This is a genomic window from Cupriavidus sp. H39, from assembly GCF_050271075.1.
In the GTDB taxonomy this organism is placed as follows: domain Bacteria; phylum Pseudomonadota; class Gammaproteobacteria; order Burkholderiales; family Burkholderiaceae; genus Cupriavidus; species Cupriavidus necator_B.
The window spans coordinates 1,003,876-1,026,632 of record NZ_CP189848.1; the positions used below are offsets into that span (position 1 = coordinate 1,003,876).

Sequence of the window (22,757 nt, forward strand, 5' to 3'; positions counted from 1 at the left end):
TGCGATGGCATAAGAACGGACGGGGTAGACGATGCGAGCCCAAGGCCTCCTGGTGTTCATGCTGCTGGCCGGCCTGGTGGCCGCGCCAGCGCCCGCCATGGCCCAGGCGGAGCCAGCGTTCCGCGTGGTCGGGTCCAATGTGCAGAAGCAGTCCAGCGCGGTGCTGACGCTGATGTCGTTCGCGGTCGTGCCGGACCTGGCTTCCAGCTCGCTTTCGATCAGCAATGCCAGCACCGACAACCCCGACCTGACCCTGTGGCAACTCGGCGGCGGCTTCACGCTGAGCCAGTCATTTCCGCTCTATCTGGAGGGGTCGATCGCCTATAACCGCTACGACCCCGCCTTTGTCGCCACCAACGGGCAGGAATCGCGCCGCTTGCCGGCCAAATGGAATACCTTCGCGGGCACGGTTGGCGTCGGCTGGGATTTCCCGCTGATCCCCAGCAAGGAACTGGTGTTCCGCCCGATCTTCAACGCTTCGCTCGGCCGCGTCGCCAGCGACCTGTCCATCGCCCAGTTCGCGGTCGAGCACAAGACCGAGCGCGACATCGCCTTCCTCGACGGCGGCGCGATGAATGCCTATGGGCTGGGTGGAGCGGTGATGCTCGACTGGGAAAGCCACCGCGACAACCGCGATATCGACGTGGAGCTGCGCTATACCAACATCTACCTGCGCAGCTTTGGCGGGTCGTCGGGGGTCGAGGCCTCGTCCGCCGCGCAAACCGCCAGCCTGTATGCGCGCTGGCGGGCCCCGACCGGGATGCGTGCCCTCGACCGGCCGGTGCGCTACGTGCTGGAACTGTCGCACTCGCATTACTTCGGCAACCAGGCCGGGGCGCTGGGATTCAACTACCTCACCACGCTAGGCACCGGCCTCGAGCTCGACACCAGTGCCCACGAAGTGTTCGTGACCCGCATCCGCGCGGTGGTGCGCTATGTCTTCGGCAATAACGTCTCCGGCGTGTCGTTTGGCCTTGCCGCGAGTTTTTAGCGTCTCCTGACTGCCCCGCAAGCTCCGGCTCGAACCGGGCTTTGCGAGAGAAAGAAAATCTGTCGGCTTCTCGTCGCCGCAGCAGGCAAGCTAAAAAAACAGGGCGGTAAAATTCCCACGAAAAGCCGCTACATCAGCATGGGCGCGACCGTGCTAACCTTTCGCATCCGTCAAGAAAAACTTTCCCGCCATGAAATCGCCGGTTTATCTCAATGCCCTGCGCGCCTTTGAAGCCAGTGCCCGGCATCAGAGCTTCTCGGCCGCCGCAGCGGAACTGAACGTGACGCCCGCAGCCATTGGCCAGCTTGTGCGCAGCCTGGAAGACTGGCTTGGCACCCCGCTGTTCCATCGGCAGGCCAGGGGCCGCGCACGCCTGGTCCTGACTGAAGTGGCGGAACGCGCGCTGCCCGACATTCGCGCGGGTTTTGACCGGCTTGCCGTCGGCCTGGACCGGCTGAAGGAAGGCTCTGCGAACGGCATCCTGACGGTGACCACCAGTCCGGCTTTCGCCGCCAAATGGCTGCTCCCGCGCATCGAACGCTTTCACGCCCGGTGGCCAGATACCGACGTGCGTCTGGACACCAATCTCAAGCCGCTGGATTTCGCCGCGCATGGCATCGATATCGGCGTTCGCTATGGCGCGGGGCAATGGCCGGACGTGAGCGCCGAGAAGCTGATGGACGAGCAGATCTATCCAGTCTGCTCGCCCGAATATGCCCGCGGCAAACGGATCAGAAAGCCGGCCGATCTCGCCAGCGTCACGCTGATTCATGACCTCTCGGTCCCAAGTCATGCCGGCTTTGCCTCATGGGATGCCTGGCTCAAGGCAGCAGGCATCGAGGGGGTCGGCGCCAAGCGCGGCATGAGGATCAATAATTCGGCGGCGGTCTTGCAGGCGGCGATCGATGGCCATGGGGTAGCGCTGGGCCGCAGCGTCATGGCGAGGGACGATCTTGCGTCGGGCCGGCTGGTTCGGCTTTTCCCAAGCATCGAATGCCTCTCCGCGCTGGCCTATTACGTCGTATATCGCCCGGAATGCGCAAGCCTGCCGAGACTGGTTGCGTTTCGCGATTGGCTGTTCGAGGAAACGGCGACCGCCGCGAAGTGACGGCCCGGGTTTGGCGGCCTGCGGCTGGTGATGCGCGCTCCGATCGTCGCCGTGGCGGGTCGGGCCGGAGCGCGCCGTGAACTACCTGGGCAGCTGTGCGTGGGCTTCCAGCACGCGCGCCGAGTAGGTCAGTGCAGCACCCGCGTTCAGCGCGACCGCGACGCCCAGGGCTTCCGAGATTTCGCCCAGCGTGGCGCCATGCTCCACGGCCTTTTTGGTGTGCACCGAAATGCAGCCGTCGCACCGGGTGGTCACCGCCACGGCCAGCGCAATCAGCTCATGCATTTTGGGATCGAGATGGCCGGTCTTGACCGCTGCGTTGTCGATCGTCTGCAAGCCGCGCATGACATCGGGGCTCTGTCGGGCGAAGTCGCCCACGCGTTCCAGAAGGGCGTCGCGATAGGCATTCCAATCTTGCATCATTGCTGTAGTTCCGGTTGAGTTGAATGGCGGACGCCAGAACGGCGTCCCGCCATGAAGGATCATGCAACCTGGTAGATCCGGACGTCTGGCGCGGCGTCGAGCAGCGGCTTGAGGCCGGCGACCACGTCGGCGGTAAACAGCTCGCTGCGCAGATAAGCTTCGGCGTTTTCCCTGGAGTCAAAGCCGTGCAGCACCTGCACGTCTTCTTCGCGCACCAGCAGTTGCTTGGACCTGGCGCCGGCGACGGTGGCGAGGAACGGGTCCTTGTACTTCTGGTAGATGCCAGCCGCAGCGCCGCGGTTGGCTTCGGCGATCTTGAGGGTGATCTGCAGATAGGTCACTTGTGTTTTCTCCTTGCCAGGTAAATGGGTCTCACGGGGGCGATGCAGGGCCAGCGCGTGGCACTTTGCCCATCGCGTATCAGTTCCGGCCAGCCATCACGCCGCCGTCCACATCCCAGATGGCGCCGGTGACCCAGCTCGCCTTGTCCGAAAGCAGGAACACGATGGCCTCGGCAACATCGCGCGGCGTGCCTACGCGACCGATCGGATGGAAGCTGTTGAAACCCTGCAGCGCGCTGTGTACCTCCGCCTTGGGGATAAAGCCCTCGTAGATCGGGGTCTGGACCACCGCGGGCGAGACCGCATTGACGCGGATACGCCTGGGCGCGAGTTCCATCGCCAGGTGTTGTGTCAGCGAATGCAGGCCGGCCTTGGCCATCGAGTACGCGGACGACGGCGTCGCGGCGATGGCCTGTTTCGCCCACATCGAGCCGATGTTGACGATCGCGCCGGGACGCTCGACGGCAACGAGGTTCGCTGCCACTTTCTGCGTCACGAAGAAGAACGCCTTGTTCAGCTTCATGTACTGGTCGTAATCCGCATCCTCATGCTCGAGGAAGGGTTTCGGGAAGAACACGCCCGCGGCGTTGACCAGCAAGTCGATGTCCTTATGGTCTTTGTCGATGGCCTCGCGCAGCGCTGCCAGCCCGGCGTCGCCCGACAGGTCGGCGGTCAACGCCCACACGTTGCCGAGGGCCGCCAGCTCCTTGCGGGCGTCTTCGGTTTTCTCCGGACGGTTGCCCACGATCACGGCACTACCACCCTGGGCCAGCACCATGCGCGCCGTTTCCAGGCCCATGCCGCTCGTGCCGCCTACGACCAGAAGCTTCCTACCTGCAAACTCGTTGCTCATCTCGCTTACTCCGTTCAAAGTCTGTAAGGACGCTTGTCACCGGAAGGAAATCTTCACGGTGGAGATGCCGGCTGGCTCTGGTTCAAGCGTCTGCAGAACACTGCATGTCGGGAATTTTTGGCGATTTCTTGCGACCGGGCAAACCAGATATTGTGTCCCTCCGAGATAGTTTTTCTTTGCGGAAGCGACCCGCCGCTGAGGGCCTGCGAAATAAGCGGTTTCATCACCCTGGCATTCCCTGCAGGGTGGTTGTGCGGTAAGTGCTCAGAACACCGATGGCGAGACCAAGCAAGGGCCGCTGCCGTTTTTCCGTGAATCCGGCGCCGCGGCCAGGGGTCCCGCATCTTCTAGGGGAAAACCCGCATTCGGCACCTGTCTTGAAATGCCACTACCCCGTCCCTATAATTAGCACTCGTCAGGGGTGAGTGCTAACAGCCTCTGCGACACCTGAACATTTCTGACGGCCGTCGCCTCGGTAGCCGGCCGATTTGTGATCAAAAACTCACTTTGTATCTAGGAGTCCGTATGAATCTGCGTCCTCTGCACGACCGCGTGATCGTGAAGCGTCTGGACAACGAAACCAAGACCGCGTCCGGTATCGTGATTCCCGACAACGCTGCCGAGAAGCCCGATCAAGGCGAAGTGCTGGCGATCGGCCCCGGCAAGAAGGATGACAAGGGCAACAACATCGCCCTGGACGTCAAGGTCGGCGATCGCGTGCTGTTCGGTAAGTATGCCGGCCAGGGCGTGAAGGTGGATGGCCAGGAACTGCTGGTCATGCGCGAAGAAGACATCATGGCCGTGGTCAACAAGTAATCCGTTACTTGTAGCCCCACCCGTACAGATTTCAGGAGATTCAGAACATGGCAGCAAAAGACGTAGTGTTCGGCGACGCCGCCCGTGCCAAGATGGTCGAAGGCGTGAACATCCTCGCCAACGCAGTCAAGGTGACCCTGGGCCCGAAGGGCCGCAACGTGGTGCTGGAGCGCAGCTTCGGCGGCCCGACCGTGACCAAGGACGGCGTGTCCGTGGCCAAGGAAATCGAGCTGAAGGACAAGCTGCAGAACATGGGCGCCCAGATGGTCAAGGAAGTGGCTTCCAAGACCAGCGACAACGCCGGTGACGGTACCACCACCGCAACCGTGCTGGCCCAGTCGATCGTGCGCGAAGGCATGAAGTTCGTCGCCGCCGGCATGAACCCGATGGACCTGAAGCGCGGCATCGACAAGGCTGTCACCGCCGCCGTGGAAGAGCTGAAGAAGGTCAGCAAGCCCACCACCACCAGCAAGGAAATCGCCCAGGTCGGCGCGATCTCGGCCAACAGCGACACCTCCATCGGTGAGCGCATTGCCGAAGCCATGGACAAGGTTGGCAAGGAAGGCGTGATCACCGTCGAAGACGGCAAGTCGCTGGCCGACGAGCTGGAAGTCGTGGAAGGCATGCAGTTCGACCGCGGCTACCTGTCGCCGTACTTCATCAACAACCCGGAAAAGCAGGTGGTCCAGCTGGACAGCCCGTTCGTGCTGCTGTTCGACAAGAAGATCAGCAACATCCGCGACCTGCTGCCGGTGCTGGAGCAAGTGGCCAAGGCCGGCCGCCCGCTGCTGATCATCGCTGAAGACGTCGAGGGCGAAGCCCTGGCGACCCTGGTGGTCAACAACATCCGTGGCATCCTGAAGACCGCCGCCGTCAAGGCTCCGGGCTTCGGCGACCGTCGCAAGGCCATGCTGGAAGACATCGCCATCCTGACCGGCGGCACCGTCATCGCTGAAGAAATCGGCCTGACGCTGGAAAAGGCCGGCCTGAACGACCTGGGCCAGGCCAAGCGCATCGAGATCGGCAAGGAAAACACCATCATCATCGACGGCGCCGGCGACGCATCGGCGATCGAAGGCCGCGTCAAGCAAATCCGCGCCCAGATCGAAGAAGCGACCTCGGACTACGACCGTGAAAAGCTGCAAGAACGCGTGGCCAAGCTGGCCGGCGGTGTTGCCGTGATCAAGGTTGGCGCTGCCACCGAAGTCGAAATGAAGGAAAAGAAGGCCCGCGTGGAAGACGCACTGCACGCCACCCGCGCTGCGGTGGAAGAAGGCATCGTCCCCGGCGGTGGTGTGGCCCTGCTGCGCGCCCGCGCTGCGATCTCGGCCCTGCAAGGCGACAACGCCGACCAGAACGCCGGTATCAAGATCGTGCTGCGCGCCATGGAAGAGCCGCTGCGCCAGATCGTGCTGAACGCCGGTGAAGAAGCGTCGGTCGTCGTTGCCAAGGTCATCGAAGGCAAGGGCAACTACGGCTACAACGCCGCTTCGGGCGAGTACGGCGACCTGGTCGAAATGGGCGTGCTGGACCCGACCAAGGTCACCCGCACCGCACTGCAGAACGCCGCTTCGGTGGCTTCGCTGATGCTGACCACCGACTGCGCCGTTGCCGAATCGCCGAAGGAAGAGTCGGCTCCGGCAATGCCGGGCGGCATGGGCGGCATGGGCGGCATGGAAGGCATGATGTAATTTGATGCCGACCGACTGCCGGCAGGGTGTCACAGCCCGGCCGGCAGGCTGTCAAGGCAAAAACCCCCGCGGGTGCGAGCCCGCGGGGGTTTTTGTTTGGAGAATTCTCTATGGCCGTTCAGAAATCCACCGTGGCCGACAGCAGCACCGTGCGCGGCGCTGCCAGCGAGAAGCCTCCCCATGAGGTCACGCCGGCCCAGTAATCGCGGTTGAATACGTTGAGCACGTTGGCGCGGAACGTGGTGGCCTTGCCACCGATCCTGGTGGTGTAACGGGCGCCCACATCAACACGGGTCCAGGCCGGCAGGCTGGCGGTGTTGGCCTGGTTCACGTACTGCCGGCCGGTGTAGAGCATGGCTCCGGTCAGAGTCAGGCCCGGCATCCAGGGCAGGTCCCACTCCGCGCCGAGGTTAGCCTGCAGGTCCGGCACGCCGATCGCAGTCTTGCCGACATTGGCGGCGGTGGGGGACTTGGTAATCTCGCCGTCGATCAGAGTGACGCCGCCAAGCAGCCGCACGCGCGTCAGCACTTCCCCGAACACATTGAGCTCAAGCCCGCGGTTGCGCTGCTCGCCATTGACGGAGAACACGTTGTTGTCGATCTGCCCCGTAGGCTTGGCGATCTGGAAGGCCGCCAGCGTGGTGGTGAAGCGGCCAAAGTCGAACTTGGTGCCGATCTCGTACTGGTCAGCCTTGTACGGCGCAAAGGCTTCGCCAGCGTTGCTGGCGGTGGGCGGCGCCAAGTCGCCGCGGCTCAGGCCCTGGATGTAATTGGCGTAGACCGACCAGCGCTGCGTCGGCTGCACCACCAGGCCCACCATCGGCGTGGTGGCGCTTTGGTCGTAGTACGTCGCCACGGCGCCGGTGGTCTGGTCGTAGTTGCGCGTCCTGACGCGCTGCTGGCGCAGGCCCAGCGTCAGCAGCACGCGTTCGTCGAGCAAGGACATGGTGTCCGACACCGCCACGCCGCTCAGGTCCGTGGCAGTCAGGCGCGGCACCGTCGATGGTGCCGGCAGGTTCTGCGCGGGCTGCGTCACCGGGTTGTAGATGTTCGACGTTACCGGCGTGCCCGAGGTGAAGGCGCGGTCGAAGCGCTCGGTATAGGCATTGGCCTGCAGCGTGACCGCATGCCTGACCGGACCGGTGGCGAAGCGCGCGCGCAGGCCGCCATCGAACGTGCCGCGGTCCACCTTGAATTTGTAGAAGGTCGGCGTGCTGACGGTATCGCCCTGCGCGTCGGTGATCGCCGGCGTCGTGCCGAAGACCCGGTCGAGGCGACTCCAGCCACCGCCTGCGCTGGCAAACGCCGTCAGCGCGTCGCTGATGTCGTACTCGCCATGGAACAGCACCGCTTCCTCGCGGCCCTTGGAATATTCCCATGGCTGCGTGACATTACGCCGGCCATCGGGCGCTGCTGGAACCGCCAGCCCCGGCGAGACCGTGAGTGGCCGCCCAGGCGCAGCGATGCGCTCCTCCTGCGCCAGCACATCCAGCGAAGCGCGCAGCTGACTGCCGCGATAGTCGAGCGCGATCGCGCCCACGGGCGCCTTGCGCGACTGGTGGTCGGCGGTGGTATCGCCGTTGTAGTAGCTGCCGTTGACACGGACGCCCCACTCGCGGTCCTCGCCGAAGCGGCGCGCCACGTCCAGGTGCCCGCCGAACTGCGTGTCGGAAGCATAGCTGGCGGTGAACCGGGTCAGGTCATCGCCGGCGCGCTTTGGCACGATGTTGATCACGCCGCCGACGCCGCTGTTGGGCGACATGCCGTAGAGCAGCGCGGCGGGGCCTTTCAGCACCTCGATGCGCTCGGTGTAGTCGGTGAATACCCGGTAGCTGGGTGCGATGCCATAGAGGCCATTGAAGGCGATTTCCCCCGAGTTGGATTCGTTGATCGGGAAGCCGCGGATGTAGAACGTGTCGATATTGGCGCCGGCCAGTCCCGTGGCGCGCACCGACGGGTCCTTGCTGAGGGCCTCGGCCACGGTGGCGGACTGCTGGTTCTGGATCAGTTCGGCGGTGTAGCTGGTCAGGTTGAATGGCGCCTTCATGATGGCGGTATCGCCCAGCATGCCGAGCCTGCCGCCGCGAGCCACCTGGCCGCCGGCATAGGGTGGGGGCGCCTCGCCTTGCTCGGCGCCGGCGCTGACGGTGACCTGCGGCAAGGTTGGCGTGGCCGCTTCCGTTGTGGCCTGACCGGCGGCGGGGTCAGCCTCCTGCGCGCAAGCCGCTTGCAGGTGAAAGGTGGCGAGCACACCCATCAGCACGTGCGACGGCGCAAACGGGCGGCAGTTGCGTTGTTGGCGAAGCGATGCAAGACAAGCAATGGGAGGGCGCACGCGCCCCCGGTGGTCCGTGACCGGCATGACAAGACCTCTTGGCAGATTGCGTTGGAATTGCGGTGGGGGCACGGCGTGCGGCCTTCTGTATGGACCGCAAAACATGGTATTGCAAATACGAATCGTTATCAAATGAATTAAGTCGAAGCGCCGCCCCGCGCAGTTGGCGCCGGTGCGCATAGCTTCCTACCCGACGCAGGAAGGCTCAATGGGCGCGGCGCGTGCTGGCAGCGGCACGGCCGAGTCACGCGGTGCAGGTAGACGGCAAGATGGTCGACCTGCCGCACTGTGCCGACGCCAGCTACGGCGTTACCGTGCGGACGCTGCCCGCGTTGCGCCAGTCCGAGCAGGTGGACTTTGAAAGTGTGTGGTTGCTGGCCGACCCGATTGCCGCCGATGGCCATTGGCGCAAGCCCATCGTCGTGGAAGGCACGCAGGGCATCTAAGGCGATCCCGCTTGAGCGGCTGATGGGCGAAGGCGCCGCGTGAGCCCGGCGCCGTTGCGATGATGGCGAGCGAGGGTCGAGTCAGTCAGACCTCGACCACGCAGCACCAGTCGAAGGCCTTGTTCTCCAGCTCGCCGGTACGGCGGCTGACGTAGCCGCGCGGGTTGCAGACCACGCGCGTGTTGTCGACGCAGTAGTCGAAGCTGGTGTGGGTATGGCCGTGGATCCACAGGTCCGCCCGTGCCACCAGGTCGGGCCGGCGCGACAGGAAGCCGCCGGAGACCAGGTCGTGCGAAAAGCGCGGGTCCAGGCTGCCCAGATCCGGGCCATGGTGCGTGACCACGACCGTCTTGCCGGCGTAGGGCAGCGCCAGCTGCGCCGACAGCCAGTCAGACGCGGCCCGGTGGCGAGCCAGGGCATCCTGCGGCGTGAATTGCCGCATGCGGCCATCATCGCCCCGGATTTCGATCAGCCGGTGGTCGTACATGGCTTTCGCGCAGGCCTGCATGGCCTCGTCGCGGCGGTCGGTGCCGAACAGCGTGTAGTCGGTCCACCACGTCGTGCCGATGACGCGCACGCCGTCGAATTCGGCCACGCCGCCATTGAGCAGCCGCATCCGCGGATGCGCTGCCGCGGCCTCGGCCATTTGCTGGTCCACGACATCGAAACTGCTCTCGTAGTACTCGTGGTTGCCGGGCACATAGACCACCGGCTGGCTGAACGTGCCGATGGCCCAGTCGATGCCGTCGCGGCCGTTGGCGATGTCGCCGGCCAGTATCACGAGGTCGGCGTCGCAGGCGGGCACGGAGTCCGGGAGATGGTGTTCGATGTGGAGGTCGCTCAGGATGCGTAGCTTCATCGGGACTCCAGGCGAGTAGGGCGCGCGGCAGGGGATTGCCTGCATTTTTCAGAAGCCTGCCAGCCTGGTCAAGTCCTGCGTCTGGCCCGGAAAGCAAAAAAGCCCGGAACCTCGGTTCCGGGCAAGTGACTGTCTTGCCGGCATTGCACCGGGAGACAGCCGGGGGAAACGTTCGCGGTTTCCCGGGCGTATTACCCGCCCTGTCCCGCCATGGTCGGCAACAGGACGCGATAGATCTGGATGAAAGCCGGGCCCAGCAGTACCAGCAGCAGCGACGGGAAGATGGTGAAGATCAGCGGAAACAGCAGCTTCAGCGCGATCTTGGCGGCCTGCTCCTCGGCGCGCATGCGGCGCTTGGTGCGCAGCATGTCGGACAGCACCCGCAGCGACTCGCCCAGGCTGGTGCCGAAGCGGTCGGCCTGGATCAGCATCGACGCAAACTTGTCCACGTCTTCCACGCCGGTGCGCAGCGACAAGTTCGACAGCGCCTTTTCCTTCGAGAAGCCGGAGCGCAGTTCCAGCAGCATCAGTTGCAGCTCATCGGCCAGCACCGGGCAGCGCAGCGCCAGTTCGTCGGCCACGCGCATCAGCGCCGCGTCCAGGCCGAGGCCGGCTTCGACGCAGACGGTCAGCAGGTCGATCACGTCGGGGAATTCTTCGAATACGGTGCGCTGGCGTTGGGAGACCTTGCGGGCAAGGATCACGTTGGGCAGGTAGTAGCCGATGGCGCCCAGCAGCGCTAGCAGCACGAACATGAGTTGCTGGCTTTGCTGCCCGGGCTGGGTGCTGACCGCGAGCAGTCCGAGCGTTGGCAGGGCTACGGCCAGCGCCGTCTTCGCGCCGAAGTACAGCGGCGCCGCGCTGGCACCGCGCCAGCCGGCATTCATGAAGCGCACGCGCAGTTGCGAACTCTCCCAGCCTTCCTTGGGCAGCGACAGCCGCGACACCGGCTGCGCCCACTTCACCAGCTTTTCGATCAGCGCCTTGTGCCGGCCCTGCGCTGCCTCGAATTGGCCAGCCTGGCCGGCGATCTGTTCGGCCCGCCCACGCAGACGGTGGGGCGCGAGCGCATAGAGCACGCCGAACACCGTGCCAAACGCCGCCACGAAGATCAGCGCGAGCACGATCATCTGGTCGACCTGGAACCCCTGGATAATCTCTTGCATGATGGACTCCCGTCAGTATGGCTGTCCAAGCCCTGCTTCTTCTGGCACTGCACTGAGCTGACCGCGGCCGGCGCGTCAGACCCGGATCCGGATGATCTTGCGCATCCACAGCACACCGAAGGTCATCGACACCAGCGCCACGCCGATCATGCGCAGCCCCAGCGGGTCTTCCCACAGCACATTCATGAAGCCCGGATTGACCACCAGGATCAGGCCCGCGGTGCAGAAGGGCAGTAGTCCCAGCACCCATGCCGACATCTTGCCTTCGGCCGACAGCACGCGGATCTTGTCGAACAGTTTCAGGCGCTCGCGCACCATGTTGGCGATCGTGTCGAGGATCTCGGCGAGGTTGCCGCCGCTTTCGCGCTGGATCAGTACCGCGATGACAAAGTAGCGCAGGTCGGCCACCGGCACGCGGATAGCCAGGTTGGTCATGGCTTCATCCAGCGCCACGCCGTAGTTGATCTCATCGAAGGTGGTGCGGAACTCCGGCCCGATGGGCGCCTTCATTTCCTGCCCAACCATGCTGAGCGCCCCGCTGAACGAATGCCCGGCGCGTAGCGCGCGGCTGATCATGTCGACCGCATCCGGCAGCTGCGCCTCGAGTTGCTTGAGCCGTTTGGCGCGCAGGTGCACCACATGCAGCACCGGCAGCATGGCGGTCAGCCCCGCGCCGAGGAGCACCAGTGAAGCCGGCAGGGGCAACAGCGGGATCAGTGCGATCGTGCACAACACCACCATCGCGCAATAGCCCAGTAACTGGGCCACGGACCAGGTGCTGCCGGACTGCTCGAGCCAGCGGTCGACCGCGCCGATGCGCGGCACGCGCATCAGCCACTGCTGCATGCGCGGCGAGTCGGCCAGCATGCGTTTCTTAAGGATGGAGAGCTGCTCGGCACCGACGTGTCCGCCAGCCGACAGCGCCCGCAGCCGCGCTTCGATGCGCTTGGCCGCGGGCCCGTGGGCATGATTCCACCACAGGTAGATGCCCTCGAAGCAGAGCACCACGGCGACGAACAGCAGTATGCCGAAGGCGTAGAAGATCGTGCTCATGTGTAGCTCCCCCGGGATGGATCGTATTGGTATTGGGCCGTGGCTGGTCAGACTTCATAGCGCTTGGCCGGGTCGTACGTATCGTCCGGCAGCCCCACGCCGAACACGCGCAGCCGTTCGGCAAACTTGGGATACACCCCCGTGGCGCGGAAGTTGCCGCGCACGGTTCCGTCCTTGTCGACCCCGGTGCGCTGGAAGGTGAAGATCTCCTGCATGTTGATGATGTCCCCCTCCATGCCGGTGATCTCCTGGATGCTGATGATCTTGCGGCGGCCATCGGTCATGCGCGCGGCCTGTACGATCACCGTGATGGCCGAGGCGATCTGTTGCCGCATGGCCTTGGCCGGCATGGTAAGGCCCGCCATGCTGACCATGTTCTCCAACCGCGTCAGCGCATCGCGCGGGGTGTTGGCGTGGATCGTGGTCAACGAGCCCTCATGACCGGTGTTCATCGCGTTGAGCATGTCCAGCGCCTCGCCGCCGCGCACTTCGCCCAGGATGATGCGGTCCGGACGCATGCGCAGCGCATTGCGCACCAGCGCGCGCTGTGTGATCTCGCCCTTGCCTTCGATATTGGGCGGGCGCGTTTCCAGCCGCAGCACGTGGGGTTGGCGCAACTGCAGTTCCGCAGCGTCCTCGATCGTGACCACGCGCTCGTCTTCCGGGATGAAGCCCGAGAGGATGTTCAGCAGCGTGGTCTTGCCGCTGCCAGTGCCGCCGGACACCAGTACGTTGACCTTGGCCTGCGACAGCGCCTGCAGCAGTTGAGCCATCGGCGGCGTCAGGCTGCGCAGGTTGACCAGGTCGACCACCTGCAGCGGATTCACGGCAAAGCGACGGATCGACAGCAGCGGCCCGTCGATCGCGGAGGGCGGGATGATGGCGTTGACGCGCGAGCCGTCTGGCAGGCGCGCGTCGACCATCGGGCTGGTCTCGTCAATGCGGCGCCCCACGCGCGACACGATCTTCTCGATCACCTTCATCAGGTGCGCGTCGTCGTAGAACAGGACATCGGTCAGCTCCAGCTTGCCACGCCGTTCCACGTAGGTCTGGCGTGCGGTATTGACCAGGATGTCGGACACCGTCGGGTCCTTCAGCAGAGGCTCGAGCGGGCCGAAGCCGAACATTTCGTCGTAGATCTCGACAGTGAGCTGGCGGCGCTCATTGTCGTTGAGCAGCACCTTCTGCTCGTCGATGATCAGGTTGACCAGCGCAGTGATCTCCTGGCGCACCTGTTCCTGCGGATACCGTGCCAGCCGCTCCAGCTCGACGCGGTCGAGCACAGTCTCGTGCACGTCGCGCTTGAGCTGATGGTAGCCGCCCGATACGGAGGCCGCCGAGGTGGCAAACTGGATCGCGGCGTGACCGTTGACGGAGAAGGCGGGCTCGACATTGGCCAGTTGTTCGCGGATCGACATGATGGACTCCTCGTTAGCGGATGCGTGTGACCGTGACCGGCCGGCAGCAATGGGTGATATCAGGTGCTCTTCGCGCGCAGCATCAGCCGGCGCAGTGGCGATGCGGTTTCAGTCTGGCTGCGTCGCTCGGCCTCTGCCGGGGCGCACAGCTGCGTGGCCATTGCCTGGAGCGCGCGTGTCATGGCGCTGCGCCGGCTCAGCTTGGCCACTGGCTCGCCGTGGCTGATGGCCTCTTCCACGGCCGCCGGGTCGTCCGGCAGCGTGAAGGCGGCTTTCGTGCCGAAGATCTCTTCCATGGTCGCGCGCGGCATCTCGTGCTTGCGGCCGGCGCGGTTGAGCACCAGGCGGACCTTGTCGGCGGGGTAATGCAGGGCACTCAGGATATCGAGCAGCCTGCGGCCCGGACGGCCGAACGAAATGGCAGGCTCGGCCACCACGCAGATGCGGTCGCTGTGGTCCAGTACGCCGATCGACAGCGGGTCGATGCTCTGGCCCAGGTCGAAGATCACGAAGTCGTAGGCAGGCTGTACCACCGACAGGATCCACTCCATCTTGTCCTTCTGGATCTGGCTCGCCTTGACCGGGTCCGACGCGCCCGCCAGCATGTCGAAGCCGTTGTCCACGTGCACCAGGCAGGCCTCCAGGAAGGCGCTGTCCATGCGGTCGATCTGGTTGCAGATTTCGGGCAGCGTGGAGGGCGGGATCTTGTCACTGACGATATAGGTCAGGTCGCCGAAGTGCCGGTTGAGGTCGATCACCAGCACGCGCTTGCCAAGATGCCGCGCCAGTGCGTCGCCCAGGTTGGCCGCGATGAAGCTGGTGCCCGCCCCGCCCTTGCAGGAGATCACGGAAATCACCTGCCCGCTATCCTGCGCGCGCGGCACGTGGGTGGCTTCCACGCGCCTGAGCGCGTCAGCCAGCTGGCTCTTGTCAAGCGGCCACGGCAGGACGTCGCGGATGCCGTTGCGTATCGCCCTGATCAGCACGTCCTGGCTCGGCGCCGGCGTGACCAGGATGCACGGCAGTTCCGGATGCTGCTGGCGCAGCATCTCGATCGCCTGCATCTGCTGGGGGCTGATGGCGGGCAACTCCAGGATCACCAGGTCCGCCATGCGCAGGCGGCTGGCATGCAGGGGGAAACGCCCAAGGCCCTCCTGCAGCGTCATGGCCTGGAAGTTGCCAACCGAGGCGCTGATCCGGTGGATCTCGGCGAGCCGGTCGGCGTCTTCGGAAACAATCAGAATTCTGAGCATGGTGTGCTCCTGGGTCATGCGCGCTAGTTGCAGATCTTGCCGCTGGTGGAAGAGTCGAGGCTCTCCCGCGGCAGCGTGGTTGTGAACGGGGGCAGCGACACCGTGATCGGCACCACCGGAATGAAGGTCTTGACCGAGACATTGGCGACGCTGACGGTGACGGAGCGGCACGTATTACGCGCGGTGTCGGCGTCTGCATCACAGCCGCTGGGCTCGTAGGCGACCTGGATATTGCTGGCCGTCAGCAAGGGCATCAGATAAGTCATACGGTCCTTGATGGCGGTATCGGTGACGTTGCAGACCACGGCGATGCGTGCGCCCAGCCGGGTAGCTTCGCCGGCCGTGTTCCAGTAGAACAGCACGCGCGAAAACTCGGCAATGCCAATCAGCAGCATGAAGAAAATGCTGGCGACCAGGGCGAACTCGATGGCGGCCGCGCCGGTCTGGCGCGAACGCAGGCGCGGGGCGCGGATCGGGGTCATAGCACCTGCCTCATTACCGTTGTGATGTCGGAGAACGCCAGAGCCCCCACATTGAGGTAGGTCTGCATGGGCGAGTAGGTAAAGCCCGCGATCTTCACTGCCACCAGGTTGATGGTCCCCGCCGGCGTGCCGGAACTGCCGCCGCCTTCGTAGATGGCGACGTTGGCAAACTGCTTGCCGGCGCAGCCGCTCGAGTCGACCCGGTCGCAGACCACCACCATCGACGTGCTGAGGCCGTCCACCAGTGCCGTGCCGCCGCAGGTGGTCTTGCCATAGACGGCGATGCACTTGGCCTCGTCCACCGGGTAGTTCGGCTCGCTGGGCGCGTATTGCGACAGGAAGCGCGCCGCGTCACGCGTGGCCTTGGCCAGGGCGTTGTACTGGTAGATGGCGCGCCCGAACTCCGCCACGCCGGTCACCAGCATCAGCAAGGGCACCAGGACCAGCGCGAACTCCACGGCGACCGCGCCGCGGCGGTTGCACCTGCGTTGCGTGCATCGCTTCATGATCGGCTCCTATTGCACCAGCACCGGCACGCGCGGACCGTTGCCCGTGCTGGATCCGGGCACGCCTTGGGTCGCGCACGGGCTGGTCGGGTCCTTCGAATCGCCGAGGTACTCGATGTAGGTCACGTCCTTTACGCTGGGATCCTGCATCGGTTGCACCATCAGCATGCAGGCCCAGGATTCCACCGTGGCTTGCTTGGTCGAGGCAAGGTCATTGCAGTTCACCACCGGTACCTGTACCAGCCTGCGGTCGGCGCCAGCCTGGTGCACCGCCGTGGTCGACGCGTTGCCTTTGGTCGACAGCCCGCTGTTTGCGTCGGTCTGGTACGGCTGGTTGGTGGCTCGCTTCTGGATGAAATCCGAGTAGGAGTTACCGCCGTTCGGCGGATTCCAGTTTGTAACGCTGTAGGCATAGCCCGTGAAGTCCGGTGTGCCTTGCTCCGGCCCCTTGTAAGAGCCGGTATAGATGCCGAAGCGGGTGTTCCACGCCGGTATCAGCGATGAGATGCTGCCTGGCTGGCCGACCTTGGAGCCCACCACGGAAAGGTTGCACTGTCCGCTGCCGGCAAGAAGGTCTGCGAGCTCGGAGGCGCCGCCTCCCGGAGGCGTAAGGTCGGCCCAGCCAAAGCTGCCAGGACCGTAGGGGTCTTTCTCGTCCTTGGATTTGATCCAGTCGCCGCGGTTATACGCGGTCCTGACCGGATTCGCTGTTTGCGGCGTGCAGATATAGACCGGGATGGCGCAGGCGGTCTGCGCGCTGGTGGTGGTGGCAACCGCCATGGCATTGACGGTGCTGGGCTGGATATCCACCCCTGGCAGCGCGTTGAGGACGTGGATGAACCAGTGGGCAATACCGGTGCGCTCGGCCGTGCATTTGACGTATTTGATCTTGTCTAGCGAATAGGGGACCTTGTCCTTGGTATAGAAGGTGTTGTCCGGGGTATCGCTGTACGAGACGTTGAGGTTCTCGAACATTTCCACCGCCTTGCCCTGGAACAAGGCAGCGTTGCTTGAGCCGGTGGTGAGGCCGGCGGCCTCGGACACCAGCAGCGGCGTGGCGCCCGTGACGTCGCGCGCAGCCGCCAGCGCACAGGCGTCGACGCTGTTCTGCAGTTCGCTCTTGGTCACATAGAGCTTGCCCAGATCGAGCGCCAGCCCGACGAAGCCGATCAGCACGGCCAGCGACAGCCCCACGATGATGGCTACTGCGCCACGCTGGCGCTTGCGTCGCGTCAGCGTGGGTCGTGCGAAGCGCGGTGTAGACATGATCGCCTCCCGGTCCCGATGCTTAGCGGCCGCCGCCGCCGCCCATGCCCACGCCGCCATAGCCGCCGGCACCGAAATCGATGGTCATGGACTGCGCCCCGCTCGGCTGGCTCTTTGACAGCGAACGGTCGAAGTTCCTCATCGCCGCCACAGCGGTCTTGCCGTCGGTGCCGGTGACGGTGGGAAGGCCGGCCGGCGCGTCGGGATTGATGATCTGCATCTGCGTGACGGTGGCCAGCGCCACGCCGCGCTGGCCGTCCCATACCGGCGTCGAGGTCATGCAGGCCGACAGGCCCAGGCAGGCGAGGCCGCCCAGCACCATGACGGTGGCGCCGCGCGAAAGCTTCAGGATCTTGCTCATGGTGGTTCTCCGGTTCTGCGGTTGGCGCGGCGGCTCAGTTGCCGCCCGCTGCGGTGCGGCCGGCGGTGGCCGTGGCCGCTGCCTTGGCCTGGGCCAGCCGGGCGGCGGTAGCCTCGATGCGCGCGATGCGCGCAGCGGTGTCTTCGGTCGGCGCGGTGGCCGCCGCGCTGCTGCGGGACGGTACCGCCGGCGCGGGCAGGGATGGACGCGGGGTGGCTGCTGCCGCGAGCTGTGGTGCGGCCGGCGCCGGTTCGTCCAGCGGCCTGCCCGTCGGCACGGCCGAAACCGAGGTGGCAGGCGCGGCTTCGCTGCGCGGTGCCGAGGGCAGTGCGGCGGGCGCCGCGGCCGGGGCGGCGGGCTGCGACGGTACCGGGGCGGGTTGCGTCGGACGCTTGCCGTCGCCTTCCATATTGCCCATGAAGTACAACGACAGCGGGTTGGGCGTGGAGAAGCTGTCGGTCGGCAGCGGGTAGTTGTTGGTCTGCATCGGCTTGACCAGGCGCGGCGTGATGATGAACACCAGTTCGGTCAGGTCTTGCTGGTATTGCGTGCTGCGGAACAGCGTGCCAAGCACCGGCACTTCGCCGGCGCCTGGCAGCGCCTTGAGTGAGCCGCGCGCGCTGTCGGTCAGCAGGCCGCCGATAGCGAAGCTCTCGCCGTCGCGCATCTGCACCGTGGTGGAGGCGCGGCGGGTGGTGATCACAGGCAGTATGGTCTGGCCCGCGAGTGTGCCGCCACGGATGGTGGCGCCGGTCGGCGAGAGTTCGGAGACTTCTGGCGCAACCTTCAGGTGGATGCGGCCATTGGCCAGCACCGTGGGCGTGAATTTCAGGCCCACGCCGAATTCTTCTTGCTGCAGCGTGACGGTGCCGGCCCCATTCAGCACGTTGGCCTGCGCCACCGGGATATAGATCTTGCCGCCCGCCAGGAAGCTCGCTTCCTGGCCGCTGATGGTGACCAGGTTCGGCTCGGCCAGGATCTTGACCAGGCTGTCGTTCTTCTGCGCATCGATCGCGAATTCGAACGGCCGGTTGTTGGCCTTGCTGCCGAAGATGGCGGTCGACGCGCCGGTCAGCAGCGATGTCACCAGCCCACCGCTCCATGAGCCGAAGCCGCCCTGCAGGTTCACCGCGGAGCCGAGCTGGTTCAGCAGCGTCTTGGACACTTCTGCCACCTTCACCTCCAGCATTACCTGCTGCGGCGTGTCGACCGACAGCATGTTCAGCACGCTGCCCTTCTTGTTGCCATCGCCGCCCTGGGCCGCATTGGCATAGGCCTGTGCGATCTCCATGGCCTGTTGCGCCGCCTGCGCGTTGGTGACACTGCCGGTCAGCACGAGGTTGTCGGCGGCGGTGGTGACGCGAATACCGGGCTCGCCGGGCAGCAACTGGCCGAGCGAGGTCTGCAGCCCGCCGGCATCGGCGTTGACCACCACGTTGATGATGCTGCAGCTGCCGCTGCGGCCCTGCACGATCATGTTGGTGGTGCCCACGGTGCGGCCCAGGACATAGAGCGTCTGCGGCGACACCATGGTGGCCTGCACTACGCCCGGATTGCCCAGGGTGCGGTTGCGTACCGGCTCCTGCAGCGTGATCAGCTGCGACTTGCCGACCGGCACGATCACGCTCGATTCACTGCGGATGGCGCCGGAGCAGTTGGGGCCGCGCGCTTCCGCGGAAGTCGCGGCCGGAGCCGGCGCGGCTGCCGGCCCGGCGGCGCCGGGCGTCATGCTGATGGTCATCTGCATCGGGCCTTGTGGCGCCCTGGCGGCAGCGGGTGCGGTCGCCTTGGTCAGGTTGCCTGCCTCGACCGCGGCCTGCGCCGCGGCGGCCAGAGGCGTGCACAGGATGGCGGCCAGCACCAGGATGCGGGTGCCGCCAACGGCGTCGGATCGTGTCTGGTTCATTTTGAGTCTCCCCCCGGAGAGGCTGTGTTGCAGCTCAGAATTCGTTCAATGCGATGGTGCCGGCGCTCAGAAGCACTCGACGCCGCCCTGCATGCCTGCCAGCACGCCGATGCAGTTGCCGCGTGCGGGGGCTGCCGCCACCGTGCGCGTCTTGACCACGGTGCGGGTCTCGGTCTTGGTCACGACCTTGGCCGGCGCCTCCGGTGCCTTGCCCAGCAGCGTGCCCTTGGTGGCACCGCCGGTGCTGATGTCGGCCACGTCCATCTGGTTGCGCAGCACCAGCGAGAGCGTGCCCACGCTGCGCGCGACGTCGAGCTTCTCGGCCTGGTCTGGCGTGACTTCGAGCGTCACGGCGTTGACCACCTTCGGTTGGGTTTCATCGCGGCTGACCTGCTGCGCGACCGCCAGCACCAGGATCTTTTCGAGCACGATCTTCGAGATGCTGCTGTTCTGGCTGGTCTTCGCTTCTTCGTTGGTGTTGACGATCACGTCGACGTAGTTGCCCGGCAGCGCGAAGCCGGCCACGCCCACCACGTCGTTGACGCGGACCGTGATGGCGCGCTTGCCGTCGTTGATCACCGCCGACAGCCCGCCCTTGGTGCCGATCGGCGCCAGCTTGGCGTCGAGAATGGGTTCGCCGCGCTGCAGGCTGGTGCGGACCACGCGTCCTTCCAGCGCCTTCAGGTCGGTGAACGCGCCTGGTGGCACGCTGCCCGCCGGCCAGCTGACCATGCGCAGCTGGCCGCCGTTGAGCGGCTGGCCCAGATTGAGGTCGTTGGCCGCCACCACGACTTGCTTGATGGAGCCTGACGACTGCTGGACCAGCCATCGCGACGCCGACACCACCGCCGCCACGCCAGCGACGAGCGCGACCAGCAGCATCAGGATTGCACGTGTGTTCTTCATGATGACTCTCCCCTACAGTTGTCCCGATTCTTCGGTAGTGCAGTTCAGCTGGTGGCGCGGTGATCGTCCGCCCGTCGGTGCGTTGTGTCCGCAGGTGGCGTCGGCTCGGCCGTGGTGCGCAACCCGTAGTAGCGCTGCCACGCCGACCGCAGGCCGGCTTCGGTGACCTGTGCCGCGTGCCCGTGGTACCGCACGCCTGAATCCACCAGGCGCAGCAGGTCTCGGGGGACGCAGGCAAGCAACGGCGTATCGCTGGCGTTGTGCAGGTCGTGCACAAGGAAGTCGAAGACGGTTTCAGTGCTAGTCAGCCCGAATTCGGCGGCGGTGCGGTGATATACGTCGCGGTAGTCGTCCACCGACAACGGCCCCACATAGAGCTTGCTGCCCAGTCGGCGCAGGAAGGCATCGTCGGCGAGCGCCTCAGGATCTAGATTGGTCGAGAACACAGGCCAGACGTCGAACGGCACAGAGAAGCGCACGCCCGTGTTCAGCGTGAACATGTCGACTGACCGGTCCAGCGGCACGATCCACCGGTTGAGCAGTTCGGCGACGCCGACTAGTTGGCGGCCCAGGTCATCGACGATGTAGATGCCGTTGTTGGCCTTCATGTGCGGGGGTGCCTGGTAGAAGCCGGCGGTGCGGTCATAGCGAAGGTCCAGCATGGACAGCGTCAGCTCCCCGCCTGACAGCACCACGGGACGATGGCACAAGACCCAGCGGCGGTCGAGCGAGCGCTGCGCCGGAGAGGCGTCGCCGTTGTCGAAGGGAACATGCACCAGCGGATCGAAGACCTGGACGATTTCTCCGGCCACGGTAATGGCGTGCGGCACCGGCACGGCACCGGGCAGCAGCGTGCCCAGGCGCTGCGCGAGGTAGGTCTTGCCACTGCCGGCGGGACCATAGACCATCAGCGCGCGGCATGTATTGAGTGCCATGCCGATCGCGTCCAGCAGGTGGGCCGGGACCACCAGCTCGCGAAACGCCGCGGCGACGTCCGCCTTGCTCACCTTGGCATGGCCAACGGAGTGGCTCGTGACGGCAGAGATGTAGGCATCCAGCGTGACCGGCGCCGCGCCCAGGTAGCTGCAGCGCGCAGACGCTTCCGCAGCACGCGCGTATCCCGCATCGGTAAGGCGGAAGCGGACGTCCAGGTCGCTGGCGCCACGATGTGCGACTTCCAGCAAGCGTTCGCGCACGGCCACGGCGGCTACTTCATTGACCACCAGTGCCGGCAGCTTGAGCGTGTCAGTCAGCACCGCCAGCGTGACAGTGCGGTGCAGATAGGCGGCCTTCATCAACAGGCCGAGCAACTGGGAGATGTCCAGGCCGGTGTCCGCGACGGTGCGCGGCAGCGCGTACCAGGCTGGCAGCGGCAACATGTCATGTTCGGCATTTCTGCCGCTCGCGACGGGCTCCAGGAGCCGCGTTGCGTGGCGCGATTCGTGATGCTCGATCATTGCCGTCCCCCGTATTCTGATATGCGAATTCACTTCAGCGCGCCCGCCGCGGCCGGCGCGATGGTCCTGGCTGCCTCACGTGCCGGCAAAGAGCATGGCCAGCGTGCCGGCAGCGATGGCAACGCCGTAAGGCAGGGAGCCGGCTGAGGTCCTTGCCTCCGCTTGCGTGGGCGCGGCGCGATGATGAACAGCCAGGCTCAGTAACATGTGGCCGACCCTCGACAGCGTGGTGCGGGCCTGGCCGGTGAACAGAAGCAGTGTCAGTGCCCAGGCGCCACCGATAAGCCAGGTCGCCAGCGCGATCTTTGGCACCATGCCTGCGCCAAGCCAGGCGCCCACGGCTGCCATCAGCTTGACGTCGCCCGCGGCCATGCCGCGCAGGAGATAGAAGGGCAGGAACATCGCCAGGCCGGCCAGCCAGCCATAGAGCCATGCGAGCGATCCCGTGGCAATTCCGTAGATGGCTGCCTGCATGGGCAGCGCCGCGAGCCATGCGCCGAAAGTCAGCCAGTTCGGAATGCGACGCCGGTCCAAGTCGATGGCCGCGGCGGTCGACACGATGCCGATCGTGATGGGGCCGACGAAAGTCGCGAGAGTGGCGGATTGCATGGCGTTAGGTTGGCAAGTTCGGATGGCAGCGCGTCCGTTGGTTTCGATGCTTCAAGGCATCCTGGAGGCGATCAGTTCGTACATGAGCTTCACGCTATCGCCGACGGTCGAGACTGCGCTGACAATGGCGATCGCGATCAGCATTCCGAGCAACGCGTATTCGATGGACGAGACGCCTGCGTCGTCGTGCAACAGATTCGATATGACGGTGAAGATCTTTTTCATCTCGCGTCCCGGTAGCCGCAGTGCTAGGTTGAGCGTCGCGCATCCCGCATGGCCGGCCTGTCGTGGACGGCCATGCGGGCGCGCCGGTCAGGTATTGGCCGACGTGAGCGCGCTGCCAATCTTGCTGAACACGCTGTTCAACTGCGTGCCGACGATCTGGACCGACGCGATAATGACGATTGCAATGAGGGCGGCAATCAGGCCATATTCAATGGCCGTTACCCCGTCTTCGTCGCGCATGAATTGCTGGAACATGGTGGTCAGGGCTTGCATGACAATCTCCTTT

The 22,757-nt window shown here is 65.3% G+C and carries 24 protein-coding genes; 5 read left to right on the forward strand and 19 right to left on the reverse strand.

Going from position 1 to position 22,757, the window contains the following annotated elements; translation table 11 throughout:
* The first annotated feature begins 31 nt into the window (after positions 1 to 31).
* Entirely contained in the window at positions 32 to 991 is a 960-nt protein-coding gene (locus tag ACOCMH_RS20095) for a hypothetical protein (protein ID WP_427312699.1), read from the forward strand.
* 190 nt (positions 992 to 1,181) lie between these two features.
* Complete coding sequence (gcvA, locus tag ACOCMH_RS20100; RefSeq protein ID WP_427312700.1) at positions 1,182 to 2,099, forward strand: transcriptional regulator GcvA; 918 nt, start codon at positions 1,182 to 1,184, stop codon at positions 2,097 to 2,099.
* 81 nt (positions 2,100 to 2,180) lie between these two features.
* Here gcvA and ACOCMH_RS20105 read toward each other — a convergent pair whose 3' ends face one another.
* The 3 genes from ACOCMH_RS20105 to ACOCMH_RS20115 all read right to left on the reverse strand — a co-directional run bounded on the left by ACOCMH_RS20105 (position 2,181) and on the right by ACOCMH_RS20115 (position 3,716).
* Positions 2,181 to 2,522, reverse strand: coding sequence for a carboxymuconolactone decarboxylase family protein (locus ACOCMH_RS20105; protein ID WP_427312701.1), 342 nt, complete (start codon positions 2,520 to 2,522; stop codon positions 2,181 to 2,183).
* Positions 2,523 to 2,581: 59 nt separating this feature from the next.
* The gene (locus tag ACOCMH_RS20110; protein ID WP_427312702.1) at positions 2,582 to 2,863 is read right to left on the reverse strand and encodes a hypothetical protein; all 282 of its coding nucleotides are present in this window, start codon (positions 2,861 to 2,863) and stop codon (positions 2,582 to 2,584) included.
* A gap of 79 nt (positions 2,864 to 2,942) precedes the next feature.
* Positions 2,943 to 3,716, reverse strand: coding sequence for an SDR family NAD(P)-dependent oxidoreductase (locus ACOCMH_RS20115; RefSeq protein ID WP_427312703.1), 774 nt, complete (start codon positions 3,714 to 3,716; stop codon positions 2,943 to 2,945).
* A gap of 525 nt (positions 3,717 to 4,241) precedes the next feature.
* On the opposite strand from ACOCMH_RS20115, the gene groES reads away from it, so the two are divergent.
* Positions 4,242 to 4,532 carry a co-chaperone GroES gene (gene groES / locus ACOCMH_RS20120; protein WP_008644494.1) on the forward strand — a complete coding sequence of 97 codons (291 nt, stop codon included), beginning with the start codon at positions 4,242 to 4,244 and terminating at the stop codon, positions 4,530 to 4,532.
* Positions 4,533 to 4,579: 47 nt separating this feature from the next.
* The gene (gene groL / locus ACOCMH_RS20125; protein WP_427312704.1) at positions 4,580 to 6,223 is read left to right on the forward strand and encodes a chaperonin GroEL; all 1,644 of its coding nucleotides are present in this window, start codon (positions 4,580 to 4,582) and stop codon (positions 6,221 to 6,223) included.
* Between the two features lie 118 nt (positions 6,224 to 6,341).
* Here groL and ACOCMH_RS20130 read toward each other — a convergent pair whose 3' ends face one another.
* Positions 6,342 to 8,480, reverse strand: coding sequence for a TonB-dependent receptor (locus tag ACOCMH_RS20130; protein ID WP_427313328.1), 2,139 nt, complete (start codon positions 8,478 to 8,480; stop codon positions 6,342 to 6,344).
* A 329-nt stretch (positions 8,481 to 8,809) separates the two neighbouring features.
* Here ACOCMH_RS20130 and ACOCMH_RS20135 point away from each other — a divergent pair, with 329 nt between their 5' ends.
* A complete protein-coding gene (locus ACOCMH_RS20135) occupies positions 8,810 to 9,004 on the forward strand; it encodes a hypothetical protein (protein WP_427312705.1) in 195 nt (64 codons plus the stop codon).
* A gap of 85 nt (positions 9,005 to 9,089) precedes the next feature.
* On the opposite strand, the gene ACOCMH_RS20140 is transcribed toward ACOCMH_RS20135, so the two are convergent.
* From ACOCMH_RS20140 to ACOCMH_RS20210, 15 genes are all read right to left on the reverse strand, one after another.
* Positions 9,090 to 9,863 carry a metallophosphoesterase gene (locus tag ACOCMH_RS20140; RefSeq protein ID WP_427312706.1) on the reverse strand — a complete coding sequence of 258 codons (774 nt, stop codon included), beginning with the start codon at positions 9,861 to 9,863 and terminating at the stop codon, positions 9,090 to 9,092.
* Between the two features lie 191 nt (positions 9,864 to 10,054).
* Entirely contained in the window at positions 10,055 to 11,029 is a 975-nt protein-coding gene (locus ACOCMH_RS20145; RefSeq protein WP_427312707.1) for a type II secretion system F family protein, read from the reverse strand.
* A gap of 75 nt (positions 11,030 to 11,104) precedes the next feature.
* Positions 11,105 to 12,082 carry a type II secretion system F family protein gene (locus tag ACOCMH_RS20150; protein ID WP_427312708.1) on the reverse strand — a complete coding sequence of 326 codons (978 nt, stop codon included), beginning with the start codon at positions 12,080 to 12,082 and terminating at the stop codon, positions 11,105 to 11,107.
* Between the two features lie 47 nt (positions 12,083 to 12,129).
* Entirely contained in the window at positions 12,130 to 13,500 is a 1,371-nt protein-coding gene (locus ACOCMH_RS20155; protein WP_427312709.1) for a CpaF family protein, read from the reverse strand.
* 59 nt (positions 13,501 to 13,559) lie between these two features.
* Positions 13,560 to 14,753, reverse strand: a complete 1,194-nt coding sequence (locus tag ACOCMH_RS20160; RefSeq protein WP_427312710.1) for an AAA family ATPase — start codon at positions 14,751 to 14,753, stop codon at positions 13,560 to 13,562.
* 23 nt (positions 14,754 to 14,776) lie between these two features.
* A complete protein-coding gene (locus ACOCMH_RS20165; RefSeq protein WP_427312711.1) occupies positions 14,777 to 15,235 on the reverse strand; it encodes a TadE/TadG family type IV pilus assembly protein in 459 nt (152 codons plus the stop codon).
* Entirely contained in the window at positions 15,232 to 15,741 is a 510-nt protein-coding gene (locus tag ACOCMH_RS20170) for a TadE/TadG family type IV pilus assembly protein (protein ID WP_427312712.1), read from the reverse strand. Before ACOCMH_RS20170 ends, ACOCMH_RS20165 begins: the two co-directional genes overlap by 4 nt.
* A gap of 9 nt (positions 15,742 to 15,750) precedes the next feature.
* The gene (locus ACOCMH_RS20175) at positions 15,751 to 17,007 is read right to left on the reverse strand and encodes a pilus assembly protein TadG-related protein (protein WP_427312713.1); all 1,257 of its coding nucleotides are present in this window, start codon (positions 17,005 to 17,007) and stop codon (positions 15,751 to 15,753) included.
* A gap of 22 nt (positions 17,008 to 17,029) precedes the next feature.
* Entirely contained in the window at positions 17,030 to 17,368 is a 339-nt protein-coding gene (locus ACOCMH_RS20180; RefSeq protein ID WP_427312714.1) for a hypothetical protein, read from the reverse strand.
* A gap of 34 nt (positions 17,369 to 17,402) precedes the next feature.
* On the reverse strand, positions 17,403 to 19,274 hold the full coding sequence (locus tag ACOCMH_RS20185) for a type II and III secretion system protein family protein (RefSeq protein WP_427312715.1): 1,872 nt from the start codon (positions 19,272 to 19,274) through the stop codon (positions 17,403 to 17,405).
* 66 nt (positions 19,275 to 19,340) lie between these two features.
* Positions 19,341 to 20,180 (reverse strand): Flp pilus assembly protein CpaB, encoded by an 840-nt coding sequence (cpaB, locus tag ACOCMH_RS20190; RefSeq protein WP_427312716.1) that lies wholly within the window; start codon positions 20,178 to 20,180, stop codon positions 19,341 to 19,343.
* Between the two features lie 44 nt (positions 20,181 to 20,224).
* Positions 20,225 to 21,637, reverse strand: a complete 1,413-nt coding sequence (locus tag ACOCMH_RS20195) for an ATP-binding protein (protein WP_427313329.1) — start codon at positions 21,635 to 21,637, stop codon at positions 20,225 to 20,227.
* Positions 21,638 to 21,712: 75 nt separating this feature from the next.
* On the reverse strand, positions 21,713 to 22,246 hold the full coding sequence (locus tag ACOCMH_RS20200; protein WP_427312717.1) for an A24 family peptidase: 534 nt from the start codon (positions 22,244 to 22,246) through the stop codon (positions 21,713 to 21,715).
* Positions 22,247 to 22,297: 51 nt separating this feature from the next.
* Positions 22,298 to 22,471 (reverse strand): Flp family type IVb pilin, encoded by a 174-nt coding sequence (locus ACOCMH_RS20205; RefSeq protein ID WP_427312718.1) that lies wholly within the window; start codon positions 22,469 to 22,471, stop codon positions 22,298 to 22,300.
* An 87-nt stretch (positions 22,472 to 22,558) separates the two neighbouring features.
* Entirely contained in the window at positions 22,559 to 22,744 is a 186-nt protein-coding gene (locus tag ACOCMH_RS20210) for a Flp family type IVb pilin (RefSeq protein WP_115662843.1), read from the reverse strand.
* Between the last annotated feature and the right edge of the window lie 13 nt (positions 22,745 to 22,757).

Excerpts from the sequence above, each read along its gene's own strand:
- ACOCMH_RS20160 (WP_427312710.1), bottom strand. The coding sequence starts at position 14,753 with ATGCTCAGAATTCTGATTGTTTCCGAAGACGCCGACCGGCTCGCCGAG.
- ACOCMH_RS20165 (WP_427312711.1), bottom strand. The coding sequence starts at position 15,235 with ATGACCCCGATCCGCGCCCCGCGCCTGCGTTCGCGCCAGACCGGCGCG.
- ACOCMH_RS20145 (WP_427312707.1), bottom strand. The coding sequence starts at position 11,029 with ATGCAAGAGATTATCCAGGGGTTCCAGGTCGACCAGATGATCGTGCTC.
- ACOCMH_RS20185 (WP_427312715.1), bottom strand. The coding sequence starts at position 19,274 with ATGAACCAGACACGATCCGACGCCGTTGGCGGCACCCGCATCCTGGTG.
- ACOCMH_RS20175 (WP_427312713.1), bottom strand. The coding sequence starts at position 17,007 with ATGTCTACACCGCGCTTCGCACGACCCACGCTGACGCGACGCAAGCGC.
- ACOCMH_RS20150 (WP_427312708.1), bottom strand. The coding sequence starts at position 12,082 with ATGAGCACGATCTTCTACGCCTTCGGCATACTGCTGTTCGTCGCCGTG.
- ACOCMH_RS20200 (WP_427312717.1), bottom strand. The coding sequence starts at position 22,246 with ATGCAATCCGCCACTCTCGCGACTTTCGTCGGCCCCATCACGATCGGC.
- ACOCMH_RS20130 (WP_427313328.1), bottom strand. The coding sequence starts at position 8,480 with ATGGGTGTGCTCGCCACCTTTCACCTGCAAGCGGCTTGCGCGCAGGAG.
- ACOCMH_RS20115 (WP_427312703.1), bottom strand. The coding sequence starts at position 3,716 with ATGAGCAACGAGTTTGCAGGTAGGAAGCTTCTGGTCGTAGGCGGCACG.
- ACOCMH_RS20105 (WP_427312701.1), bottom strand. The coding sequence starts at position 2,522 with ATGATGCAAGATTGGAATGCCTATCGCGACGCCCTTCTGGAACGCGTG.
- ACOCMH_RS20140 (WP_427312706.1), bottom strand. The coding sequence starts at position 9,863 with ATGAAGCTACGCATCCTGAGCGACCTCCACATCGAACACCATCTCCCG.
- cpaB (WP_427312716.1), bottom strand. The coding sequence starts at position 20,180 with ATGAAGAACACACGTGCAATCCTGATGCTGCTGGTCGCGCTCGTCGCT.
- ACOCMH_RS20170 (WP_427312712.1), bottom strand. The coding sequence starts at position 15,741 with ATGAAGCGATGCACGCAACGCAGGTGCAACCGCCGCGGCGCGGTCGCC.
- groES (WP_008644494.1), top strand. The coding sequence starts at position 4,242 with ATGAATCTGCGTCCTCTGCACGACCGCGTGATCGTGAAGCGTCTGGAC.
- ACOCMH_RS20210 (WP_115662843.1), bottom strand. The coding sequence starts at position 22,744 with ATGCAAGCCCTGACCACCATGTTCCAGCAATTCATGCGCGACGAAGAC.
- ACOCMH_RS20195 (WP_427313329.1), bottom strand. The coding sequence starts at position 21,637 with ATGATCGAGCATCACGAATCGCGCCACGCAACGCGGCTCCTGGAGCCC.
- ACOCMH_RS20155 (WP_427312709.1), bottom strand. The coding sequence starts at position 13,500 with ATGTCGATCCGCGAACAACTGGCCAATGTCGAGCCCGCCTTCTCCGTC.
- gcvA (WP_427312700.1), top strand. The coding sequence starts at position 1,182 with ATGAAATCGCCGGTTTATCTCAATGCCCTGCGCGCCTTTGAAGCCAGT.
- ACOCMH_RS20180 (WP_427312714.1), bottom strand. The coding sequence starts at position 17,368 with ATGAGCAAGATCCTGAAGCTTTCGCGCGGCGCCACCGTCATGGTGCTG.
- groL (WP_427312704.1), top strand. The coding sequence starts at position 4,580 with ATGGCAGCAAAAGACGTAGTGTTCGGCGACGCCGCCCGTGCCAAGATG.
- ACOCMH_RS20205 (WP_427312718.1), bottom strand. The coding sequence starts at position 22,471 with ATGAAAAAGATCTTCACCGTCATATCGAATCTGTTGCACGACGACGCA.
- ACOCMH_RS20095 (WP_427312699.1), top strand. The coding sequence starts at position 32 with ATGCGAGCCCAAGGCCTCCTGGTGTTCATGCTGCTGGCCGGCCTGGTG.